At 64.3% G+C, this 18347-nt stretch carries 18 protein-coding genes; 1 reads left to right on the forward strand and 17 read right to left on the reverse strand.

Annotation, left to right across the window (positions count from 1 at the left end; genetic code table 11):
• Window positions 1–19: 19 nt before the first annotated feature.
• From G4D87_RS03445 to G4D87_RS03500, 12 genes are all read right to left on the reverse strand, one after another.
• On the reverse strand, window positions 20–2584 hold the full coding sequence (locus tag G4D87_RS03445) for a TraG/VirB4 family ATPase (RefSeq protein WP_163778723.1): 2565 nt from the start codon (window positions 2582–2584) through the stop codon (window positions 20–22).
• The gene (locus tag G4D87_RS03450; RefSeq protein WP_163778726.1) at window positions 2559–2897 is read right to left on the reverse strand and encodes a hypothetical protein; all 339 of its coding nucleotides are present in this window, start codon (window positions 2895–2897) and stop codon (window positions 2559–2561) included. Before G4D87_RS03450 ends, G4D87_RS03445 begins: the two co-directional genes overlap by 26 nt.
• A 15-nt stretch (window positions 2898–2912) precedes the next feature.
• On the reverse strand, window positions 2913–3194 hold the full coding sequence (locus G4D87_RS03455) for a TrbC/VirB2 family protein (protein WP_163778729.1): 282 nt from the start codon (window positions 3192–3194) through the stop codon (window positions 2913–2915).
• Between the two features lie 730 nt (window positions 3195–3924).
• Window positions 3925–4212 (reverse strand): hypothetical protein, encoded by a 288-nt coding sequence (locus G4D87_RS03460; protein WP_163778731.1) that lies wholly within the window; start codon window positions 4210–4212, stop codon window positions 3925–3927.
• Entirely contained in the window at window positions 4209–4775 is a 567-nt protein-coding gene (locus G4D87_RS03465; protein WP_163778734.1) for a hypothetical protein, read from the reverse strand. The genes G4D87_RS03460 and G4D87_RS03465 overlap by 4 nt, the downstream gene beginning before the upstream one ends.
• Before the next feature lie 532 nt (window positions 4776–5307).
• Window positions 5308–5757, reverse strand: a complete 450-nt coding sequence (locus G4D87_RS03470; protein WP_163778737.1) for a hypothetical protein — start codon at window positions 5755–5757, stop codon at window positions 5308–5310.
• Between the two features lie 428 nt (window positions 5758–6185).
• Complete coding sequence (locus G4D87_RS03475) at window positions 6186–6944, reverse strand: ParB/RepB/Spo0J family partition protein (protein WP_240357980.1); 759 nt, start codon at window positions 6942–6944, stop codon at window positions 6186–6188.
• Between the two features lie 558 nt (window positions 6945–7502).
• Entirely contained in the window at window positions 7503–8399 is an 897-nt protein-coding gene (locus tag G4D87_RS03480; RefSeq protein ID WP_205507409.1) for a hypothetical protein, read from the reverse strand.
• Window positions 8400–8476: 77 nt separating this feature from the next.
• A complete protein-coding gene (locus tag G4D87_RS03485; RefSeq protein ID WP_163778746.1) occupies window positions 8477–9370 on the reverse strand; it encodes a hypothetical protein in 894 nt (297 codons plus the stop codon).
• A gap of 1 nt (window position 9371) precedes the next feature.
• On the reverse strand, window positions 9372–11291 hold the full coding sequence (locus G4D87_RS03490) for a type IV secretory system conjugative DNA transfer family protein (RefSeq protein ID WP_163778749.1): 1920 nt from the start codon (window positions 11289–11291) through the stop codon (window positions 9372–9374).
• A gap of 430 nt (window positions 11292–11721) precedes the next feature.
• Complete coding sequence (locus tag G4D87_RS03495; RefSeq protein ID WP_163778751.1) at window positions 11722–12891, reverse strand: ParB/RepB/Spo0J family partition protein; 1170 nt, start codon at window positions 12889–12891, stop codon at window positions 11722–11724.
• Window positions 12875–13663 (reverse strand): ParA family protein, encoded by a 789-nt coding sequence (locus G4D87_RS03500; protein ID WP_163778755.1) that lies wholly within the window; start codon window positions 13661–13663, stop codon window positions 12875–12877. Before G4D87_RS03500 ends, G4D87_RS03495 begins: the two co-directional genes overlap by 17 nt.
• A 197-nt stretch (window positions 13664–13860) precedes the next feature.
• Between G4D87_RS03500 and G4D87_RS03505 the strand changes: the two genes are divergently transcribed.
• Window positions 13861–14112, forward strand: a complete 252-nt coding sequence (locus G4D87_RS03505) for a hypothetical protein (protein WP_163778758.1) — start codon at window positions 13861–13863, stop codon at window positions 14110–14112.
• A 31-nt stretch (window positions 14113–14143) separates the two neighbouring features.
• Here the strand turns inward: G4D87_RS03505 and G4D87_RS03510 are convergent, their stop codons facing one another.
• The 5 genes from G4D87_RS03510 to G4D87_RS03530 form a co-directional block, all read right to left on the reverse strand.
• Window positions 14144–14629 carry a hypothetical protein gene (locus G4D87_RS03510; protein WP_163778762.1) on the reverse strand — a complete coding sequence of 162 codons (486 nt, stop codon included), beginning with the start codon at window positions 14627–14629 and terminating at the stop codon, window positions 14144–14146.
• Window positions 14616–15275: a DUF6884 domain-containing protein gene (locus G4D87_RS03515; RefSeq protein ID WP_163778765.1), complete on the reverse strand. Its 660-nt coding sequence runs from the start codon at window positions 15273–15275 to the stop codon at window positions 14616–14618. The genes G4D87_RS03510 and G4D87_RS03515 overlap by 14 nt, the downstream gene beginning before the upstream one ends.
• Window positions 15276–15320: 45 nt before the next feature.
• Window positions 15321–16856, reverse strand: a complete 1536-nt coding sequence (locus tag G4D87_RS03520) for a ParB/RepB/Spo0J family partition protein (protein ID WP_163778769.1) — start codon at window positions 16854–16856, stop codon at window positions 15321–15323.
• A gap of 86 nt (window positions 16857–16942) precedes the next feature.
• Window positions 16943–17344, reverse strand: coding sequence for a hypothetical protein (locus G4D87_RS03525; protein WP_163778772.1), 402 nt, complete (start codon window positions 17342–17344; stop codon window positions 16943–16945).
• 6 nt (window positions 17345–17350) lie between these two features.
• The gene (locus G4D87_RS03530) at window positions 17351–17746 is read right to left on the reverse strand and encodes a DUF6573 family protein (protein ID WP_163778775.1); all 396 of its coding nucleotides are present in this window, start codon (window positions 17744–17746) and stop codon (window positions 17351–17353) included.
• Between the last annotated feature and the right edge of the window lie 601 nt (window positions 17747–18347).

Below are 18347 nucleotides of genomic sequence, written 5' to 3' on the forward strand. Positions count from 1 at the left end.
AATCGCATGGAAGGGGCTTTCATGCCGCGCGGGCGGCTGGAGCGGAGGCCGCACCGTTGGGGTAGCGGGCGACGAGGTCTTTGAAGGCTGCAAGCCGGTTGCCACGGTGGAGGGCTAGAACATCGGCCTCCAGCTCGCGGTCCTTGGGGTCGGTGGTCATCAACCAGTAGTCGCAGGCTGATGGCGCGTAGCGGAGGACGGTGCTCTTGGCGACGCCTCCCTCGGTCCACTTCGTGAAAATCTCCGAGTAGGAGCCTTTGACGGTGGTGAGCCCCCGGAAGAGTTCCTGCTCGCGAGAGTTGAGCTGGAAGAAGTTGGACACCTTCTCGTGATTGGTGACGTGCTTCAGGAGGAAGGTCGTTGGAGCATTGGCGAAGATGGACGCCGCTTCCGGAACGGAGAGCGCCTGGTCCAGGTTCTGGGTGATGGCGCCGACTCCACCCTTGAGCTTGCGGATGGTGGCGAACAGCTCGGCCACCATCTTGGCGGCGATGCGCTCCTGAAGGAGCTTCCAGCACTCGTCGTACAGAACCCAGGCGAGCCAGCCGTCACCGGTGCGGCGACGGCCCAACATCGACCAGATGAAGCTGGAGACGATGAGCAGCATGATGGTGCTGAACTCGCCCAAGGCCTCCAGCCCCTTCATGTCGAAGACGATGAAGTTGCTGCGGATGTTCACGCGCGACGGCGCGTTGAACAGTTTCGCCCGGGAGCTGCTCAGCACGTGGCGAAGCGTCTTCGCCAGGTGCTTGGCGAGAGCAGTGTCCTCGTGGTCCTCGCCAACGTAGAGGTCGAGGGATTCGGCCACGTCGGTGAAGATGGGCGTCCGTCCGTTGAGCCGGGCGTAGGTGGCGAGAATCGAGTGCTCGATGATGGAGGAGGCCGCGATGCTGAGGCCTCCGCCACCTTGCTCGGTTACAAGGAGGCGGGTGAGGTTGGCCAGGAAGGACACCTTGCCCGCATTCGGGCGAGGGGCAGGGTCCCCCTCGTCAGTGCAGTAGAGGTCCTCACGCGCCGGGAAGGGGTTGATGCAGCAGCCCCCATCAAGGTTGACGTCGATGAAGTCGCCGCCCAGCAGCTCGCAAAGGCGGTAGTAGGAGCCGAGCTCCTTCCCGCCGACGTCTACGATGATGACTGGGCTGTTGAGGCCCAGCATGCTCGACGTGAGCAGGGCGCCGGTGAAGAAGGACTTTCCGGAGCCGGAGGCACCGAACAGCGTGAAGTTCCAGTTGTCCTTCGCCGGGCTTGCGATGTCCACCTTGAGGGGCTCGCTAGCCCGCGTCTCCGCAGCGAACAGAGGGCGCTTGGCGCCCTGGGACGCAGCGTAGACGGGCAGGAAGTCAGCCGCGTTGTCGGTGAGAACGGTCCGCCTGTGAGGCGCGGCGTGCGCGTTTCCCGGCAACATGCCGAGATAGGCGTGCAGTTGGTTCTGGTACTCGACCGCGACAGGAGTCCGGATGCCGTTGAAGGCGTCCAGGACGGCCTGGGTGCGGCGGTCCAGCTCCACCAGGTCCTCGGCCGCGTAGAGCACGTGCACAGAGAGACTGAGGACGCGCTGGTCGCGTGAGGTCATCGCTTCGAGCACACCCTCCAGCTCCTGGGCCTGCGTAGACGCTCGGACGTCGCGGACGTAGCCGGTAGCCATGGACTTGGCCCGGTTGCGCCGCTTTTCAACTTCTCCGTACTTGGCTTCCGTGTCCGGAATGTGGACGGCGACGGAGAGCCAGTAGTCGAAGGGGAGATTGACGACGCCCTGAATGAGCTGCACCCGCGTGCGCGCCGGCGGCGCCTTGAGGGACAGGATGCGGTGGGGCTTCATCCCCAGGTACAGCGTGTCCGCATTCCAGCTCAGTGAGGAGTGGACGAGCTGCTCTCTCAAGCTGAGGGCGCGGTAGAGCGGCTGGTCGGTGAGCGGGAGTTCCTCGGGCGGCGAGTCGGAGACGAGCTCGGGCACTGAGGAGTGGCCGGGATTGAGGAAGCGGAAGGCAAGGGAGACAAGGTCTCCATCCGCTAGCGGTTCGAGGACGACGCCGGCACGGATGAGGTGGCGGTTCGCGCTTGTCGTGCTGTCGCGGAGGTCCTCCACGGCCTTCATGTGCTGAGCGCGCCGGAGGGACGCGGGGTCAACCCGCCCCGTAAGGCGGTCGAGGAGTTTCGACACGCCATTGGTGGTGTGGTCCCCGAGGCGGCCGAGGGCCTGGGGGAGCGAGAGGAACAGGTAGGTTTCCTGGTCCCGGAGCCCCCTGGAGAGAAGGTGTTCCGCGTTCGCGTCCCGCTGCATTTTCAGCAGCGGGTGAGCGGGGGACGCCGCTCGCAGGAAAGCTGCGGCGAAGTCAGGGCCAGTGGACGTCGAACGGCGGAGGAGCTGGAGCTGGCTGCCGACAGGGAGCGCGTTGAGGTAGCTCCGAAGCTGGTGAGCAATGGTGTTGCACACGTCGTCGGTGGAGCTGGACGCGTCGCAGCCGCGGACACGCCAGCCGAGGACGAGCGTGCCGTCCACCAGGACGAGCACGCCATCACCGGCCCACCAGTAGGGCAGCCAGTGCGCAAACGCGGATTCAGTGGGACGAGGAGCGCGCGGCATTTGAATCTCGACGCCCGGGATAGGGCTTGAGGATGACGTCGGGAGTGAGCGCCGAGAGGTGCTTCGGCGCTGCGAAGTACCGAATCAGCCCGAAGAGGCCGTCCGGGAAGCGCGCTCGCAGGAAGTACATGGCGAGCGCGGTGGAAAGCAGGGCCACGAGGGCGTAGCCCTGAGAGAGGCCCAGCCCCATGTGCCCGATGAGGTACGTGAGGCTGTAGGAAGACAGGACGGGAATCGCGTCCTCGTAGGAGAAACGCGAGAAGCGTCCGCCAGCGTCGAGCTGGCGGAAGACGATGCTTTCCTCAAGGGGCATGGGCGGCCTCGTCCTTCAGGCGAACCAGGTCTTGAGGAGACCGGCGATGGTGCTCGCGCTCAGGATGATGACGGCACCAATCAACGTGCTCTTGGCGGAGTCCTTCGCAGCGGGGTCACCCGAGGAGAACTTCACTCCGACAACGATCAACATGACGGTGGATATCGCCATCCCGATTCCCACTGCTACAGGGACGGCTCGGAGGATGCCGGATTCGACCTTGTTGGACTGGGCCAGGGCCAGCCCGGGGAAGGTGATGATGAGGAGGGAGAAGAGGACTGGTATGGTGCGGTTCATGGGTGCTGCTCCGTGGGAATACTGCTGCGGGGTGACTTTCTATGGAAAGTCATCTGGCTTCCTATGGCAAGCCCTGGCCGGGGTCAAAGACTCGTTTTTCAGGGCTGTTAAGGCCTGTTCTTCGGCCTCTCGGTAGGCCTGGAGGGCTGCGGCATAGCGGGTCCGGGCCGCTGGACTGCCGTCCAGGGCAGAAACTGCCGCTTGGAGCTCGCGCTCAACGAGCAGCAGCTGCTGGGCTAGGGCCTTTCTCTCCGATGTCGTTGCCACGACAGACGGGAGAGCAGAAGGCGTGCCGAAGTCCTGCGGGGCTCCGGAGAGCCCCGCGGTGCTGGCTGCTACGCCTCCTCGCGAAGGGTGTAGTGCACCTGGAGCTGGGGCGGCTTCCCGTCGTAGCTCGGGACGCGGAAGGCGGCGAGGACCTGGTGCTGCTCACGGCGGGCGCGTCCACCGCGGTGGACGGTCTATTCGTCTGAGGACGCGGCCCCCTTCGGCTTGGGCGGGAGCGTAGCGCCGAGCTGCTGGGCGAGGGTCTCGGCCGCCCAGCGAAGGACGCCAGCTTCGTTTGCGGCCTCCTCAAGCTCCGGATGGGACGCGGCGAAGGCCTCCAGGTGCTTGATGGCGGCCTGAGTTCGGTCCGAAAGCGGCACCACCGCGCGCCCAGTGACGGCTCCTTTGGGGAGGCGTCGAGCGTGCGGCGGTGTTTTCTGCGGGTCGTGATTGCGCGGCATGCTCAGTGCTGCATCTTACGATGTAACTCGGCGAGCCGCTGGAACGTCTCGTTGGGGTCAGAGCCACCGAGCGGGCCTGAGCGCCAATGAGCGGTCTGATAGGCCAGGGCGAGGCCGATATCGCGCCAGCCAGGGGCCATAGCGGCCATGTCACCACCCTGGGACTCAAGGTCCCGGGCGAGGCGCTCAATCACGAGGAGGGCCGTCGCGACGACGGGTTCCTCCACGTCGGGGAGAAGCGCAATCAATCGCTCCTCCTGTTCGTTCGTCAGGCGCCGGTCGCGCGTCATGACAGCGCCGCGACCTCTTGAGCGGCCGTACTCTTCATCGCGACGAGGACCGCCTCTGGGTAGTAGTCAGCGGGAAGGCCGTCGAGCCACTCGGCGTGGGTCTTGGCGCGCTCCAGCAGCATCGACTGGACCTGCTCACGCGAGAGGGTTGCAGCGCCAGACGTCGCGGTGAAGTGGACGGAGCTCGTTCGTCCAGCGCTGAGAATGGTGCTAGCCCGCGTCTGACTGGCAGTGGGGAACACCACCTTCACGTTGAAGTTGCCTCGCTTGCTGAGGGTGATTTGTGTCTTCGAGGTGGGGGTGACGAGCGTCACTTCCCACCCGTCTCGGAAGCTGATGTCGGTGACCTGGTCCGCGTCCGTGGCCCACAAGGCGTCCATGATGCGAGCGGCGATGCTGCCGCGTTCCGTAGAAGGGGGGGCGGAAACCCAGTCGAGCAACGCCGCGGCTAGGACTTCGGCCTGGTCGAGCGAACCGAAGGGGCGGAAGGCGGCGAGAAGAGCAGCGTGAGCGTCCTCACGGCAGTGGCGCGACACTTCAAGAGAGGTGATGGCAAGGGACATGGTGGCTCCGGGCCCGCGCGTAGCGGGGGGTGGTTGACCGCAGCAGGAAGCGGCGGCATCGCCTTGCGGCATCGGGCCCGTAGGCCCGCGAAGAAACTGCTCAAAACGGAAGACGTCAGAACGCGCGAAGTTGCATCGCGGCGGCCCGTCGATTTCGGGACGCCGGGAATAGGTATATATCTATTCCCACCCAGTCAATAGATAATCATCTATTCCCGGAACGAAAAAGGGCCAGGCCCGAAGGCCCAGCCCGTCGCCTTGCGGCGTCACTGCGAGAAGGTGAAGTCGTGCAGCTCGTCACCCGTGCAGAGACCAAGTGCTCAACGCCTTGCGGCATCACAGCAGGTCTCCGGTACTGCAACGCCTTGCGGCATCACTGCGAGAGGTTACTCCACGCCGACCTGCCCGCGGACTGCCCAACGCCTTGCGGCATCACTGCGGAACCCGGGCAGCTCCAAGACTAGGGACACGAAATGCCGCGCGCAATCCCCCTACAGGGTGATGGTGCTGGGAGGCGCGGCATGCTTGTGGACTACATGGGAGTGTTGAGAGCGGTCCGGCGAAAGTCGACGCAGAGGTCGACGGCTGCTTGGCAGTCGCCCGCGTCGGGAAGCGCGCGGAGTCGCTCCCCAGCGCGTATCGCATCGTCCTGCTCGCCCAGGAGGATGGAGAGACAGAGCAGCTCGGTTCGCTGCTGCGGGACGAAGGAGCGTCCGTAGCCGTCCTTGATGCACGCGAGGGTAGAGGCGCGGCGCATGTGCAGCCCGCCGGAGTCGCGCGCGAGCTCCATCAACGTCTTGTGGCGGCACCAGTCGGCAACGGCTGGAATGCACTCGCCGCCTCGAATGGATTTCGCAGCGTCAGGGTGGTCCAGAGGCGCCACGCTCTTGCACTTGGGACAGTAGTAGCCCGTTCCCGTTGGCTCGAACGCATGGCCGCGCCTACGGGTTTCATCAAGGTTCTGTTGAATGACGTCTGTCATGGAATCTTCCCGTGAAGTTGACATAATCAGTATTATCGGAACCAAGTAAATTCAGCAACTTACGTGGCCGAACTAGTTATCACGGACGCCGATTCGGAGCGCTGCTTGGGGCGTAGAGGCAACAAGGACACGCGTTGTGGTGACACTTGGAGGAAGCAGGCCAAGAGGCGTCGTGCCACTCCGGGCCGTGACCACAGGAACAAGCCCGGCCATCGCTGGAGTCGTCCAGAGGATCGGCCGCGTGAGACTCAGCTAGCAGCCGCCCAGCAATGCGGCTGAGGGCCTTGTCGAGGGAATCACGGTCAACCTCTCTGAGGTTGAATCCCGCCAACCCCGGGACGGTCACCTCAAGCGAGAGATGCCCGTCGCCGCTGTCCGCCAGAGAGCGGATTTGGTCTGCCGCGATGGCAAGTGCGATGCGGTCCACCTCAGACATTGCGGGCCTCCTGCCGAACGGGTGAGTCGACTTCGGCTTCGTTCGCTTCGATTTCAGCGTTCATGGTGTCAGCGGCTTCTGTGTGGCCGAGTTCCTTGAGGACCGTGCGCCAGTCCACGTCGTCGATGATGCCTCCACCGTCGTGTTTGAACCTGTACGTGCCATCGTAGAAGTCGTGCGTAAGGGTGAGCGCGTCGCACAACGGGATCACCCAACACGGGACTTCTACCTTGGCCTTGCGGGCTGCGGCTGTCCGATGGCTACCTGTGATGGCCCGAAATCGTCCGCGGTAGGGCACCACGAGGAGCGGGCGGCCCTGCCAGCCCCCAGCCACCATGGAGGCTACTAGCCTCTCGAATTTGGAGGTGTCGCGCACCTCATGTGGTGGCGAAATCCTTGAAGGATTTACAAGACGAATCGCCGCGGTTCTTTGCGCCTCTGTAACAGCGGGAGCTTGCGTAAGGGGCGTGGCTCGGAGGAGCTGGAGGCACACAAGCTGCCGCAGCAACCTGAACTCGCTGTAGCGCTGGTGGTGCTGCCGGCAGCGGCGACCGCAGAAGCCCTCAAGCCGCGCTGCCGCATCCTCGACAACCCCTTCGAGCGTCGATGCACGGATGGTTTGCCAGTGGCTCCGGTCGTCCAGACGTCTTTCGCGTGCCGTGGAGTTCAGGAGGTCAGAGTACCTCCGCCGATACGTTGCAACCTCAACAGTGGCGGAGGCCTTGGCCGACAGGCGTGCCGTCGACAGCACCTCCTGCAACGATTCCAACGAAGGGAGTTGGCCGCCGCAGCTTTCACATCTGGAGGTGAGCATTCGTCGCATCGGGCTTTCTATAGCACGCCAGAACTAGGATTCCGAGGGCCCCTGGGCTGCCCCGAGAAGTCTTTCGAGTTCAGCACAATCAGTGAGTGCCCTTTCGAGCTGTAACTCGACGTGCATCTGGTTGAGCCTCAAGCCGCGCTGGGCACCCCGACTGTAGTCGCTCGCGTCCTTGATGCTCGATGCGATGCGAGCTTGGAGGGCCTGAGTTGGCCGCGTGAGCGGGACCGACTTGAGCCGCCCCACCAGCGGCACCAGGCGCTGGTGGAGCTGCTCAAGGAGCTGCTCGTGTCGAGGTCGGGCCATCCGCTCAGTGTAGGAGCTTCGAACCACTGTCTGGAATAGCCCCCCCAGGAAGCGCAGCCTTGCGCATCGCATGGCCATTCGTGCGCTTGTGGTGATCCGCGATGCTTTCGACTGTCGTCGCGAACGTGCAGGCGTTGCAGGACCACAAGGTCCCGGGCGTCGAAGATGCTGGGCGACCATCCTTCATGTGGAGACCTCCATTCGGAGAGGCGACAAGGGCGCTGCTGAGGTGCCGAGCTGGTAGTTCCACAGGCCAGGAAGCAGCTCGTCGGTGTGTAGTTGAGGAAAGCGGCTTTTGGGATACCTCCCAAGGAGTAGCTTCCGCCACTTTACAAGCCGCGGACTCTCCTCTAGGAGCCGCCCGGCCGTGGCATCGTAGGTGGATTTGACGTCGCGGAGAACCAACCGCGCCCGACTGAGACCAACGGCAGGAAGTTGGGCGAGCTGGACGGGCACGCTCCGCCTGGGGTCATCGCAGACAAGTAGCGCCACATCAGTCAGCAACCCTCTGGAGTCCTGGCGATAGAGAAACTCCCAGGTGAGCTGCTGCGGCATCGTGGTCTTGAGGCGCTTGAGGTCGTCGGATAGAGCTTGCTGTGCGGCAGGGCCCGCACCTCGTTCCTTGAGGCCTTGGAGCTGCTGCCGAAGCTCGAGTGCAGTCCAGATTCCGAGCAGCTCCAGCCAGGTGGATTCGTGCTCCGGCGCAAGGAGGGTGCTGGCGATACGCCAGCCCTCCAAGCGCGCGGCGGCGTACAGGTCATTCCGAAATAGGAGGTACTCCAACACCTCCTGCGTCGGCCGCTCCAGGAGATAGGTGTTTCCCTCCTGGCCGGCGACACGGACGCCGCGGTTTCGCAGTCGGTACACGTTGCGAGTCCGCGCCCCCATCGAGGGGTTGAACGGCTCCTTCCGGAGGTAGCCGTTTCGGACCAGCGTCTCCAGCCGAGCCAGAGTGCTCCGCTCGGTGCGCGGCCGAAGCGTTGGCGCGTGGCGCGTCCGCTGGCGGCTCACGGCGCGGAACGCGTCGTGGAGCCAGTAGGCCTGGGTGACAGTGCAGACGCGCAACCGGGAGAGCAGCACCAGGAAGGTCCGCAGCTCCGGCGCCAACTCCTCAGCGAGAGGTTGGCGACCAGGTCGTACGCGTGGCGCTCTCGCAGTCATACGAGGAGAGCCTCCTGCCCGGTGATGCGCTCGATTCTCCGAGCAGTCCCGAGTTTGTCAGCAGCCCAGATGGTAGGGCCGCTGAAGGATGCCGCCTTTGCGGCGATCATCTTGTCGGTGTACTTGCCGGTGACGTACTCGATGTTGATTGCTTGGCGCTCGCCTGTCGGCGTCACCACTACCAACTGAGCGTCGGGATAGTGCGCAGCAGCCTTGCGCTGTTGCCCCTGCCCTGCCCTGCCCTGGAGCTCAGCGCGGAAGGCCTCGCGAATCAGCTTCTCCTCCCCCTTGATGTCGAGGACTTTGTACCCGCGCGAGAGAAGCTCCTTCTCAGTCTGAAGCAGCGCATCCATCGTCTTCAGGTGGTGCTGGACGAAGTTCTCGCGGAACGTGGGCGGCAGCGGCAGGTTGAACTCTCCTGCCGCTTTCGGCGTCACGTACACAGCGCGGGTGAACACCTGCCGCCCCATGGGCGCCCATTTGCGCGCCTTGAGGACGGCGTCGACGACCTGGTCACCGCTGTGCACGTCGCCAGCAGTGGCAAGGTTGATGGTGCTCACCACCACGGGCCTCGCTTGGAGGTACTCGCCAAGCATCAGCCGCTTGAGGATTGCCCCTCCCCTCCTCTGCGCGTCGAAGAGGCTTTCACCCTCCTCCCGGATGTACCGGTTGATGACCTGGTCCGTGCTCACCAGCCCGGCCCGCGCGACGAACTCGATGATGGCCCGGTTCCGGAGGTGCGGATTCTGGAACAGCTCGGCGCGCACAATCTTCGCAGCCGCGATTCCGACGGCATGTTGGAACTCGGGCTCACGCACCAGCTCCATGCCGTTCCTCATCGCGGCCACCATCGGATTGTACTTCGCGAGGATGTCGTAAGGGCTGGCCATGTCAGACCTTCGGATCTTCACCGGGGAGGATGCGGTTCTCTTCGAGGTAGTTGGGGAGGAGCTTTACCAACCGAGGGTGACTCGTCCTCAACCCGTCGAACATCTGGAGGACGGCGGTCCGCTCCGGAAGACGGAGAATGTCGTCGGAGCTGAACCGGGGAGCATCAACCTCCGTCAGACTGACGGACACGCTCCGGCTCTCCCCTCCTGCTTTTGCCGTGAGGTGGTCCGTCAGCAGGTCCTTCTCGACTCCCGAATATCCAGTGGACTCGCTGCGACTCGCACGGGTCTCCTTGTGCGAGCCGAACAGCTTCGCAAACGTCTCCATGGATAGGAGGTCGTTCACCGCCAGGATGACGCTGGTCCGGAAGTTACCCGTGATGGTTCCGCGATACTTCAAGGGGATCTGGTCGAGGCCCTGGTGAAGGGCAACGGTACAGCACCGCGACTCACGCGAGACGCTGGTGAACTCCGCGATGCCGGGGTTCATGTAGGCCCAAACTTCGTCCAAGAAGCACATCACCAGGCGCTCAGTGTTGCCGCCGGACTTCCGAAAATCAGGCGTCGTCCGGGCCAGCATCTGGGCCTGGAAGTCGATAAGCACGAAGATGCCCATAGCCCTTGCGAGGGCGCCGTACTGGTCCAAGGACATGGAGAAGACCACGATCTTCCCCTCCTCCAGGACTGCTTTCCAGCCGGGAAAGTTCGCGTCCGTCTTGCAGAACGTTGAGGCCATGTCGTCCTGAACGAACTTCATCAGGTCGGCGCGGAACCCCTTCGTGAGCATCATCTTTTCCTTGGGGTCTTCCTGGCTCCACTGGTCGATGAACCACTGATAGCCGAGGCTGGCCTTCGGCTTCGCAGCGTCGAGCATTTGCTGCTGGAACTGCTGGTTCGTGGTGAAGCGGTAGAGGTCCATCAGTGAGAACTTCCCTACCCCCATCGCGTCCTGGAGGACCTGAAACGCGGCGGTGGCGAATTCCGTCTGCATCTTCTTGTAGTAGCTGTTGGACTCCTGCTCGGTCATCACTTCCAGCGCCGCCACGAGCTTGGCGGCCAGGGCGTTCGGAGTCCCACTTCCAAGCGGATTGAAGCTCCAGTCACCGCCGGGCCGGATGATGACCACGTCCTTTCCGCGCCCCGCCTGCTGAGCCCGCATGAGGATGTAGTTCGCGTTGTTGCCCTTCGCGTCCAGAATCAGGCCCCCCACCTTCTGTTTCGGGTCGTTCGGAAACTTGAAGATGGCCTGGTCCATCAGAGGCTTCGCCACTGCGGACGTCTTGCCGGAACCAATCCCGCCGAGGCAGTAGATGTTCGCGAACATCGCGTCCCTCGGAATGACACACCAGGAGGGGTCACCCTCCCCTGTCTTCCACTCGGTTCCCGTCCGCCCAATCACGAAGTCGTAGGTTTCCCGCTGGGCCTCCACGACCTCTCGATAGCTCGGCAGCTCCGGGACGATGAAGGTTCGGCGCTTCATCGTCAGCGCCCAGGCCAACGCCGCGAGGGGCAGCACCAACAGCAAGAGGCTTGCGGCGCGCTCCTCCAGCTCGGAGAGCATTACGACTAACGCTGGGCGCCACGCCGCCATCAGCAGGAGCTGCGCGAGCAGCAACCCGAGACCGTAGGCGATGGCTCTTGCTACCTGAGTCGGAAGCGATGGCGGCACGTAGGTCCGACGTTCCGCGCTCCGGTAATCGAAGAGTCCGAACCCAATGAGCGGCGCCAGCAGAACAAGTCCGGCCACGCCCAGCCAGTTCGAGTGCTCCACTAGCTGCGCCACTGCCTCACCTGGAGGGAGTCGCTGCAAGTGGTACGCGAAGATGACGACCCCACCAACGAGCAGGAACAGCACTCCGGTTGACGTCGACTGTGCCGATGCATCGAGGGCTTCTTGCTGCCTAGTTGCGTGATTTCCCATGTTGCTTCCCTTCCCTTTCCTCCCCCTAAAAACCCCTGACTCGCCTTAGCAAGTCAGCTCCAGACACACCAATGCCTGTATTCAATTGTGCGTCTATTTCATTCATTTGTGCCAGATGGTCTGCACCACGGCTGTTTTAGGGGGACTGAGGGGGTGATTTTTCAGCCCTTGGAGCAACCATCTGGCACAATCTCAGGTGGCCTAAGGACCTGAGATTATTAAATAAATTCGCAGATTTGAGTTTCTGCGATGGGTCGACGCGGTTGGAAAGCCCGTTTTGCGCTCCCGCTCGACCCTGGAGTCCCGAACACTCGGGACGGGAAATCGTGAGATTTCAACAGGTTACGCCACATTCGCCTTGCGAATGGGCGTGCCGTTTCACCGGTGAAACGGCAAGGGCGCCGCGTGCCGTTTCACCGGTGAAACGGCGCTAGGCGCCCGTGCCCCCGGGAGCCTTCAGGTCCCGGATGAGGGCTTCGAGGCGCGCAATAAGCGCCTCTTTTTCATCCGCTCCGGCGGTTGTGACGTTCTGCGGATAGAGGATGAATTGAGTTCCCTTATCCCGGAATAGCGCCTTGGCGCCGCGCTTCTCTTGGCCGTCGTCGTTCTCACCACCCTCCCCTTCGGCCTCAGCCGTCGGCTTTGTGGGGGGCTTGCCCTTGAGGCGGTCGACGCGGGCTCCGACCTCCGTCTCAATGCGAACCTTGCTCCATTCCTTCTGGTGCGCGACATGGACGAATCCTGCAAGCTCCTCCTTTGCGATTTTGATGGCGGAACGGCGCACGCCCTTTGAAGCGCCCTTGAGAGCAGAGGCGATGGCGGCGTCGGTCTCCGTCTCCGGCACGTCCGATTCCCCGGTGTCGTCATTGGAGGCCAGCTCCGTGTGACGCCCCTTGCCTGCCTCCTTCTCTGCCTTCGGGCGAGCCCACTGCAAGAGCGGGCGCCAGAGCGGCATGAAGGCCAGAGCAACGCTGTGCTCGAACCAGCCGTCATCAACGGCCTTCCGGATGGGTTGCGGGGCGTCAAAGAGCCTGAGCAGGCGATAAACCTTGCCTTCGCTCAGCCCGGCTTTTTCAGCAAGTGCGCGCGCCAGCTCCTTCTCGGTCTTTGCCTGGGCGCCATGGGCGTCGCGCAGCATCGCGACCTGTGCGGCTTGCTCAAGTGCGGTGCCGTCATTGCGCTGGAGGTTTTCGACAGCCGTCAGCGTGGCTGCCTCGGCGTCCGTGAGCCCGACTCGCTTGACGGCAGGAATGCGCGCCCACTTCTGCGCGTCATCAGCCCTTCCTTCCTTGAGGGCGGCGTCCCGAAGGAACGCGTAGGCAGCATGGCGGCAGTGTCCGAAAATCAGGTGGTACTCGCCCGGAGCGTTCTCGTCAGGGCGACAAAGGATGGGCGTGAGCAGGCCATTTGCCTTGATACTGGCCGCCATCTCCTGCACCTGCTCCGGAGTTCGGTTGATGCGCTGATGCGGACTCCTCTTGAGCAGGTCGACATCAATCAGTTCTGCATCGTGGTCCTTCTTGGTGGTGGGCATCACCAGGGGCTGCAAGGCATCATGACGTGCGGCCAATCCGGTCTGGGGCTTATTGGGGTTTGCCACGGCTAATCACCTCGTCTGCGAGCTGGCTGTATTCGATTGCGCCCGGGTCTTTGCGCTTGAAGAAACTGAGTGGGCGCCCTTGGTCGGCTGCCTTCAGGAAGGATTCACGCACATGGATGACTGTTTGAAAGACAGTCTCGTCGCCGTAGAGGCGTTTCAGGCGCTCCAGCATCGTGGCTGAAATCGTCGTGCGCGGCTTGGCGAATGTCCCCAGCGCTCCCAGGAAGCGGAGCTGGGGTTGGGAGATTTCAGCTAGCGCACGGACGTGCTGGTGCAGCGTAATTGCACCGGACAGCGACAACGCATCCAGCTTCACTGGAACGAGAATCTCAGGGCACGCGACGAGCGCGTTATCTACGAGCAACGAAAGAGTCGGAGGGCAGTCCACGAGAATGAAATCATATGCATGTTCGTGGGGTCGGAGCGCGTCAGCGAGGGCCCTTCGACGGGCGACAAGGCTTGTCGGAAACTTGCGCTCCAGCACGCCTTCCGCGCCCGCGAGCGGCAGGCAAGACGGGACAACATCGAGGCCTTCCAGCAGTTGGTTCTTGACGGGGGCAAACGTCCCGCCTGTCAAGAGGTCTGCTGAACGTGGGACGCTTTCGAGATTGTCCGAGTGCAGATCTACGTACTGGGATGCATTGGCCTGCTGATCGAAGTCGATAAGCAAGACCCTCTTCCCTTTGACGGCAAGCGAGACCGCCAACTCGACCGATGTGGTCGTTTTGGCGACGCCTCCCTTGTGATTGAGCAGCGTGATTTTGCGGACCACAGTGTGGGTCCCCTCCCCCCGCCGTGGCGGGCTGTTGACAAGGTGGAGGTTATACGCTCGCGCTCGGAGGGCGGTCAATCACTCAGGCATGCCATAGCAAGCCCGGTGTGACAATACCCTACCCCCCCCTCCTCCCTGAGATTGCAGAGGGGGGCAGTGGAGTTACGCGGTACGTTGCACGCACTCGTGGAGGTCAGATGAGCATCACGAAACGTATGCTGGAGAGTCAGTGGCAGAGTGACGACCGAGAAGAGTGCGAGGTCGGGCCTTGCTTCGGCAGAGCAGTTGAGCAGAGCGTCGAGCAGACGGGCATGCGCCTCTGCAATCGATGCACAGGCATTTGGATGAATGCACCTGAGCGCGGATCCAATGCCCCGGCCGACGAGCAGCGCCGCGCGTTTCTCGCACGGCTCATGCGTGAACTGCCCGACCCCTTCGCGCGCCGCTGAAGCCGCCGCGAAGCGCCTTTGTTGAAACGGGTTAGCGCAGCAGCCGCGCCAGCGCAGTGAGGCGCTCGGCCTGGTCGTTGGCGGCTGTCGTTGCCGCGGCTCGGTTCTGCGAGGTGAAGGCCCGTTCGAGTGCGGCCACGATGCTGGGCAGCCGCGCAACGGCCAGAGCTTGGCCGGTGGTGAGCGGCACTGCATTCCAACGTGGCATGTCGGAGTGGTGCACCGCGAGAAACGTGCCGTCCACCAGGAGGTAGAGCACGTTGCCCGGGGTCGCCTTCGGGATGTTCGCGGGGTTGCTCGAAACGTTCACGCCGATTGAGTCGCTGTAGCTCATGCCGTTCCCGTCCCAACCGGAGGGGATACGGCCGGCAACCGTCGGCAGGTACGGCAGGAGCTGCGTGCAGAGCGTGTCCAGCAGCTCCGCTGCGGCGGCGCGCTCCCGCGCGATGGCGGCTGAATGCGCGTCGGCTTCAGCGGTTTTCTGTCGGGCGAGGGCCATGAGTTTATCGGTCGTCATGAGAGGAGAACCAGGACAGGCGCTCGAACAGGCCTAGTCCATCGAGAGGGGTGGAGCAACTCCAGCTCTGTGGGAGAAACGGTTTCACTGCGTCGGCATAGAGGCGGCTGGCGTAGATAGTGACATCCACCGTCAGGCCCCGGAACGCGCGTTCGAGGGCGGCTCCAACCCGGTGTCCCCATGCCTCTTGCTCGTCGCGAGTTGAAGTGAGCTTCAAATCGTAGTCGAGCCCCCCTGGAAGAACTGGCGTCAGCGCCGGGGATGCAGCGCCATAGAAAGCCGAGAGGATGAAGACCTCGTCGGCGGTGCGTTGAGCATGCCGGTAGGCGGCGGTGAAGAGAGAGCCGGAGTAGAGCTCCCCCAGCGTTGCAGCGGAGGCGCGCTTAGACTTGCCGCACCCCACAAGGGCAAGGCGGACCGGGCGTTGGAGTTCTGCGAGACGTTGGCGCCGCGCAACTGCTGCGGCGAGCGCTGCTGCACGCTCGCTCTCTCCGGAGACCAGGTCTGTGCGGCCTGCGGCTGCGTGATGCGCTTGCCGCATCGGGCAGTACGGGCACGCGGGATTGTAGCGATGGGCGCCGCATAGACGGCAGGCGCCGACGGACGGGACCTCCGGGAAGAGGTCCCCCTGTGCGGTGGGCGTCATGGAGAGAGAGAAGGGGAGGGGAGGTCCCTCCCCCGTCGCATCGAGCTAGGCGGCGTCGCGCTCCAGCTCCTGCACGTCGCAGTTGAGCAGGCCCAGCGCGCGCATGAAGGCGCTCCCGTAGTGAGTGCCGTAGCCGGGGCAGGCGCAACGCGCGGTCACCATTTCGAGGCAGAACGCCAGCAACTGCCGCCCGGTGAGCGTGGCGAGGTGCGCATGGAGCACGATGGCGGGCTGTTCACCCTTGGGCACGGTGAGGCCGCGCCGCTTGACGGTGGACCGGATGACATCGGACCAGGAGCCCTCGAAGAACCCCTCCGCGAGGAGGCGGAGAACATCGTCGGTGGGCTCGTTGCCTTCGACGTGCTCCACGAGGCGAGCAAGCCCACGGTCCACAGTTGCGCTGCGCTTCGCGTTCTCCTTGCGCTGCTCCGCCTGCTGCTTGCGGGTGTCCTCGGGCGCCGCGAGCGACCTGGAGGCAGCCTTCGCAACAGAGGGCGCGACTGCCTTGAGCACGATTGAGGCATCGTCGCGCGTCACGAGCTGGTGCACGCGGCCGGACCGGTCCCGAGCGATGACGCGCGGCAGGCCCTTCCCCTGTTGGCCGAGGACAGCGCCCCACGTGCGGTGCTTGGGGTCGCTGTAGCACTTGGCGGCCAAGTCCACGAATGGGCTGTTCATGGGGAGGTGCTCCCCATGCGGGAAGGCCTTGAAGGAGTCCTCGTCATCGAGGACTTCGTGTCCCTTCTCCAGCGCGGTTTCGAGGGTGCGCGTCCAAGCCGCTTCCTTCTTGGCGGTGTAGCAGGCGGAGTCCGTGCACCTGTCGTCTTTCTTCGTCGGCTGGCCGAAGAGCAGCGGTTGAGCGCCGGTGCGCTTCGGGCAGCCGTTGCAGGCCGGGCGGCCATCCAGCGAGGCATCCGCGACGGGGAAGGGCGCGTTTGCCAAGAGGAGGTGGCACCGCTCCTCGACGTAGCGGCGAGCAGATAGAAGCGTGACGGGCTCCTGGTTCCAGCGCGGCGTCAGGTCGGCAAGCGCCTGGGCCTGGAGGTCCAGGTCGGCAACCGTGGCGAGCATTTCGGCCGCGCCCGTGGTGAGTCGGCCATCAATGAAGGCGTTGCGGCAGGCCTCGCCCAGAGAGCACAGCCGGAGGCGCCGCCAGATGTGGCTGACAGACTTTCCGGTTTGCGCCGAGAGTTCCGCGATGCTGCGGCCGTACTCGGTCATGAGGGCCTGGAGAGCGTCGGCCTCGTCCAGCGGGTGCGGGTCCTCGCGCTGGCTGTTCTCGATGAGGGCCAGCTCGCGCGCCTCTTCGTCGCCGCACTCCCGGACGAAGGCGGGCACCTGGGCGAGTCCAGCGATGCGAGCGGCGCGGCACCTGCGGTGCCCGAAGACGAGCGTGTAGCCGTTGGAGTCGTTCGGACGCACGAGCACGGGCTCAAGCACGCCATGAACGCGAATCGAGGCGGCCAGTTCGTGCAGGCTGTCCTCGGAATAGGCCTTGCGGTAGTTGGCCTCGGTGAGGCTGTCGAGGCTGACAAGGATGGACTGCTGAGCGTCCTGCTTCTTCGTGGGCTGCTTCTTCATGGTGTGCCTCTTGCCGAGTCCTCCCCGGCGGTTGATGAGCGCCGGGTCCTCCCCGGCGCTGTGCTGCTGTGCTGCTGTGCTGCGGTTCAGTGCTTGGCAGGCGTGAGGCTCGCGGGGCCAACGTCGAGCGCGAGCTTCAACGTCTTGCGGCGCGCGGCGCCGGTTTCTGCGGCGAGCTGCGCCACGCTATCGGGGAGCCGCCCCAGGGCAGTGGGGAGGAAGGGCACCTCAGCGGCATCCACGCTGGCGTTCTTGAGCGCTTCCTCGGCCAGGGCCAGGGCCCGGGCAGCGAAGGTGAGCGACGGGGCGACGGCGGCGCCAGTGGACGGCGCGGACGGCCACTCGGGGGCCCGCGTCTTGAGGGCGCGATGCGAGGCCTTCAAAACCTCGTGATTCACGAGGCGGTGTCCGGTTGAGGTGAAGTGCATGTCGCGCTCGGGGATGGCGTCGTTTACCCAGAAATCACAATCAAGACAGACGTAGAGCATGGGGCCTCAGTCTTCGTGCGGCAGGGTGATGGTGATGACGGGCGCCGGCGTGTCCCCAGGGCCGCACAGAGCCTTGAGGGCGACGACGGAGGCTTCCTCGTCGGGCGAGGCCCGCACGCGGACGCGGAACGAAAGGGTGTCGGTGGGGCCGTTCGCGAGCTTGATGGCGCTGCGGAGCAGCAGGAGGACCACCAGGAGGCGCGCGGACGCTCGCGGGTCCGTCGGGCCAGCCGGGGCAACGGCCTCGGCCCAGGCGGCGCGAGTGATGGCCACCGGGTAGCGGATGCCCGTGAGGGCGGCGGCGGAGGCCGTGACGTCAACCAGCTCGCCGTCCTCGATGGCCTCGGCCCGGGAGTAGGAGGCGATGACCTCGCCAAACGTCTCGAACAGCGAATCAGACATGCGGTGTGCCTTTCCGGCTCCTCGCCGGTGCCCGTCGAGTCCTCCTCGTCGGGGTGGTGACGCGTCGGAACCGACGCCAAAACCACCCCTTCTATATATGTGACGTGCTACAGCAAGTCAATAAAGACATACACAAAAGCAATTCTCCGTCCAGTGAAGTGCGAGCGCCGGTTGCCGTCGTCGGGTGAGCGTGGTCGTCGCAGGAGCACGCGAGTGCTCCGGCCCGGGAAGCTGGCAGTGAGGTGAGGGGTTCCCCCGAACCGAATCGACAGCAGCAAGTGCGGGGGTGCGTGCGGGTGACAGAGGGGATTGGGCCCCTGCTGCCGTCTGTCGAGCACTGCGAGGGAGAGGGGCCGACCGCTGGGCACCTGCGACGGGAAGAGGCACTGCGTTTCGGAGTCGTGGGCCGGGCGCCCGGCCCACGCGGGGCGAAGGCGTGGGGTAGGGCGCGACCCTTCCACGGCCAGCAGCAGTTTTGTTTGTCTTTAATCTCAGGCGCGCAGCGCCTTCCACCACGGAGGACGGGAGTCCTCCGCGGCTGCCGCCGAGGCGGAAGCCTGGCAGCCGGTTCCCTCACCCTGGGGTGAGGGCGGGGGGAGAG

This window comes from Myxococcus vastator (assembly GCF_010894475.1).
GTDB classification, from domain to species: Bacteria; Myxococcota; Myxococcia; order Myxococcales; family Myxococcaceae; genus Myxococcus; species Myxococcus vastator.

What these genes read in the sequence shown, in the direction of transcription:
- G4D87_RS03445 (WP_163778723.1), bottom strand. Translation starts at nt 2,584, where the DNA reads ATGCCGCGCGCTCCTCGTCCCACTGAATCCGCGTTTGCGCACTGGCTG.
- G4D87_RS03450 (WP_163778726.1), bottom strand. Translation starts at nt 2,897, where the DNA reads ATGCCCCTTGAGGAAAGCATCGTCTTCCGCCAGCTCGACGCTGGCGGA.
- G4D87_RS03455 (WP_163778729.1), bottom strand. Translation starts at nt 3,194, where the DNA reads ATGAACCGCACCATACCAGTCCTCTTCTCCCTCCTCATCATCACCTTC.
- G4D87_RS03460 (WP_163778731.1), bottom strand. Translation starts at nt 4,212, where the DNA reads ATGACGCGCGACCGGCGCCTGACGAACGAACAGGAGGAGCGATTGATT.
- G4D87_RS03465 (WP_163778734.1), bottom strand. Translation starts at nt 4,775, where the DNA reads ATGTCCCTTGCCATCACCTCTCTTGAAGTGTCGCGCCACTGCCGTGAG.
- G4D87_RS03470 (WP_163778737.1), bottom strand. Translation starts at nt 5,757, where the DNA reads ATGACAGACGTCATTCAACAGAACCTTGATGAAACCCGTAGGCGCGGC.
- G4D87_RS03485 (WP_163778746.1), bottom strand. Translation starts at nt 9,370, where the DNA reads ATGGCCAGCCCTTACGACATCCTCGCGAAGTACAATCCGATGGTGGCC.
- G4D87_RS03490 (WP_163778749.1), bottom strand. Translation starts at nt 11,291, where the DNA reads ATGGGAAATCACGCAACTAGGCAGCAAGAAGCCCTCGATGCATCGGCA.
- G4D87_RS03505 (WP_163778758.1), top strand. Translation starts at nt 13,861, where the DNA reads ATGAGCATCACGAAACGTATGCTGGAGAGTCAGTGGCAGAGTGACGAC.
- G4D87_RS03510 (WP_163778762.1), bottom strand. Translation starts at nt 14,629, where the DNA reads ATGACGACCGATAAACTCATGGCCCTCGCCCGACAGAAAACCGCTGAA.
- G4D87_RS03515 (WP_163778765.1), bottom strand. Translation starts at nt 15,275, where the DNA reads ATGACGCCCACCGCACAGGGGGACCTCTTCCCGGAGGTCCCGTCCGTC.
- G4D87_RS03520 (WP_163778769.1), bottom strand. Translation starts at nt 16,856, where the DNA reads ATGAAGAAGCAGCCCACGAAGAAGCAGGACGCTCAGCAGTCCATCCTT.
- G4D87_RS03525 (WP_163778772.1), bottom strand. Translation starts at nt 17,344, where the DNA reads ATGCTCTACGTCTGTCTTGATTGTGATTTCTGGGTAAACGACGCCATC.
- G4D87_RS03530 (WP_163778775.1), bottom strand. Translation starts at nt 17,746, where the DNA reads ATGTCTGATTCGCTGTTCGAGACGTTTGGCGAGGTCATCGCCTCCTAC.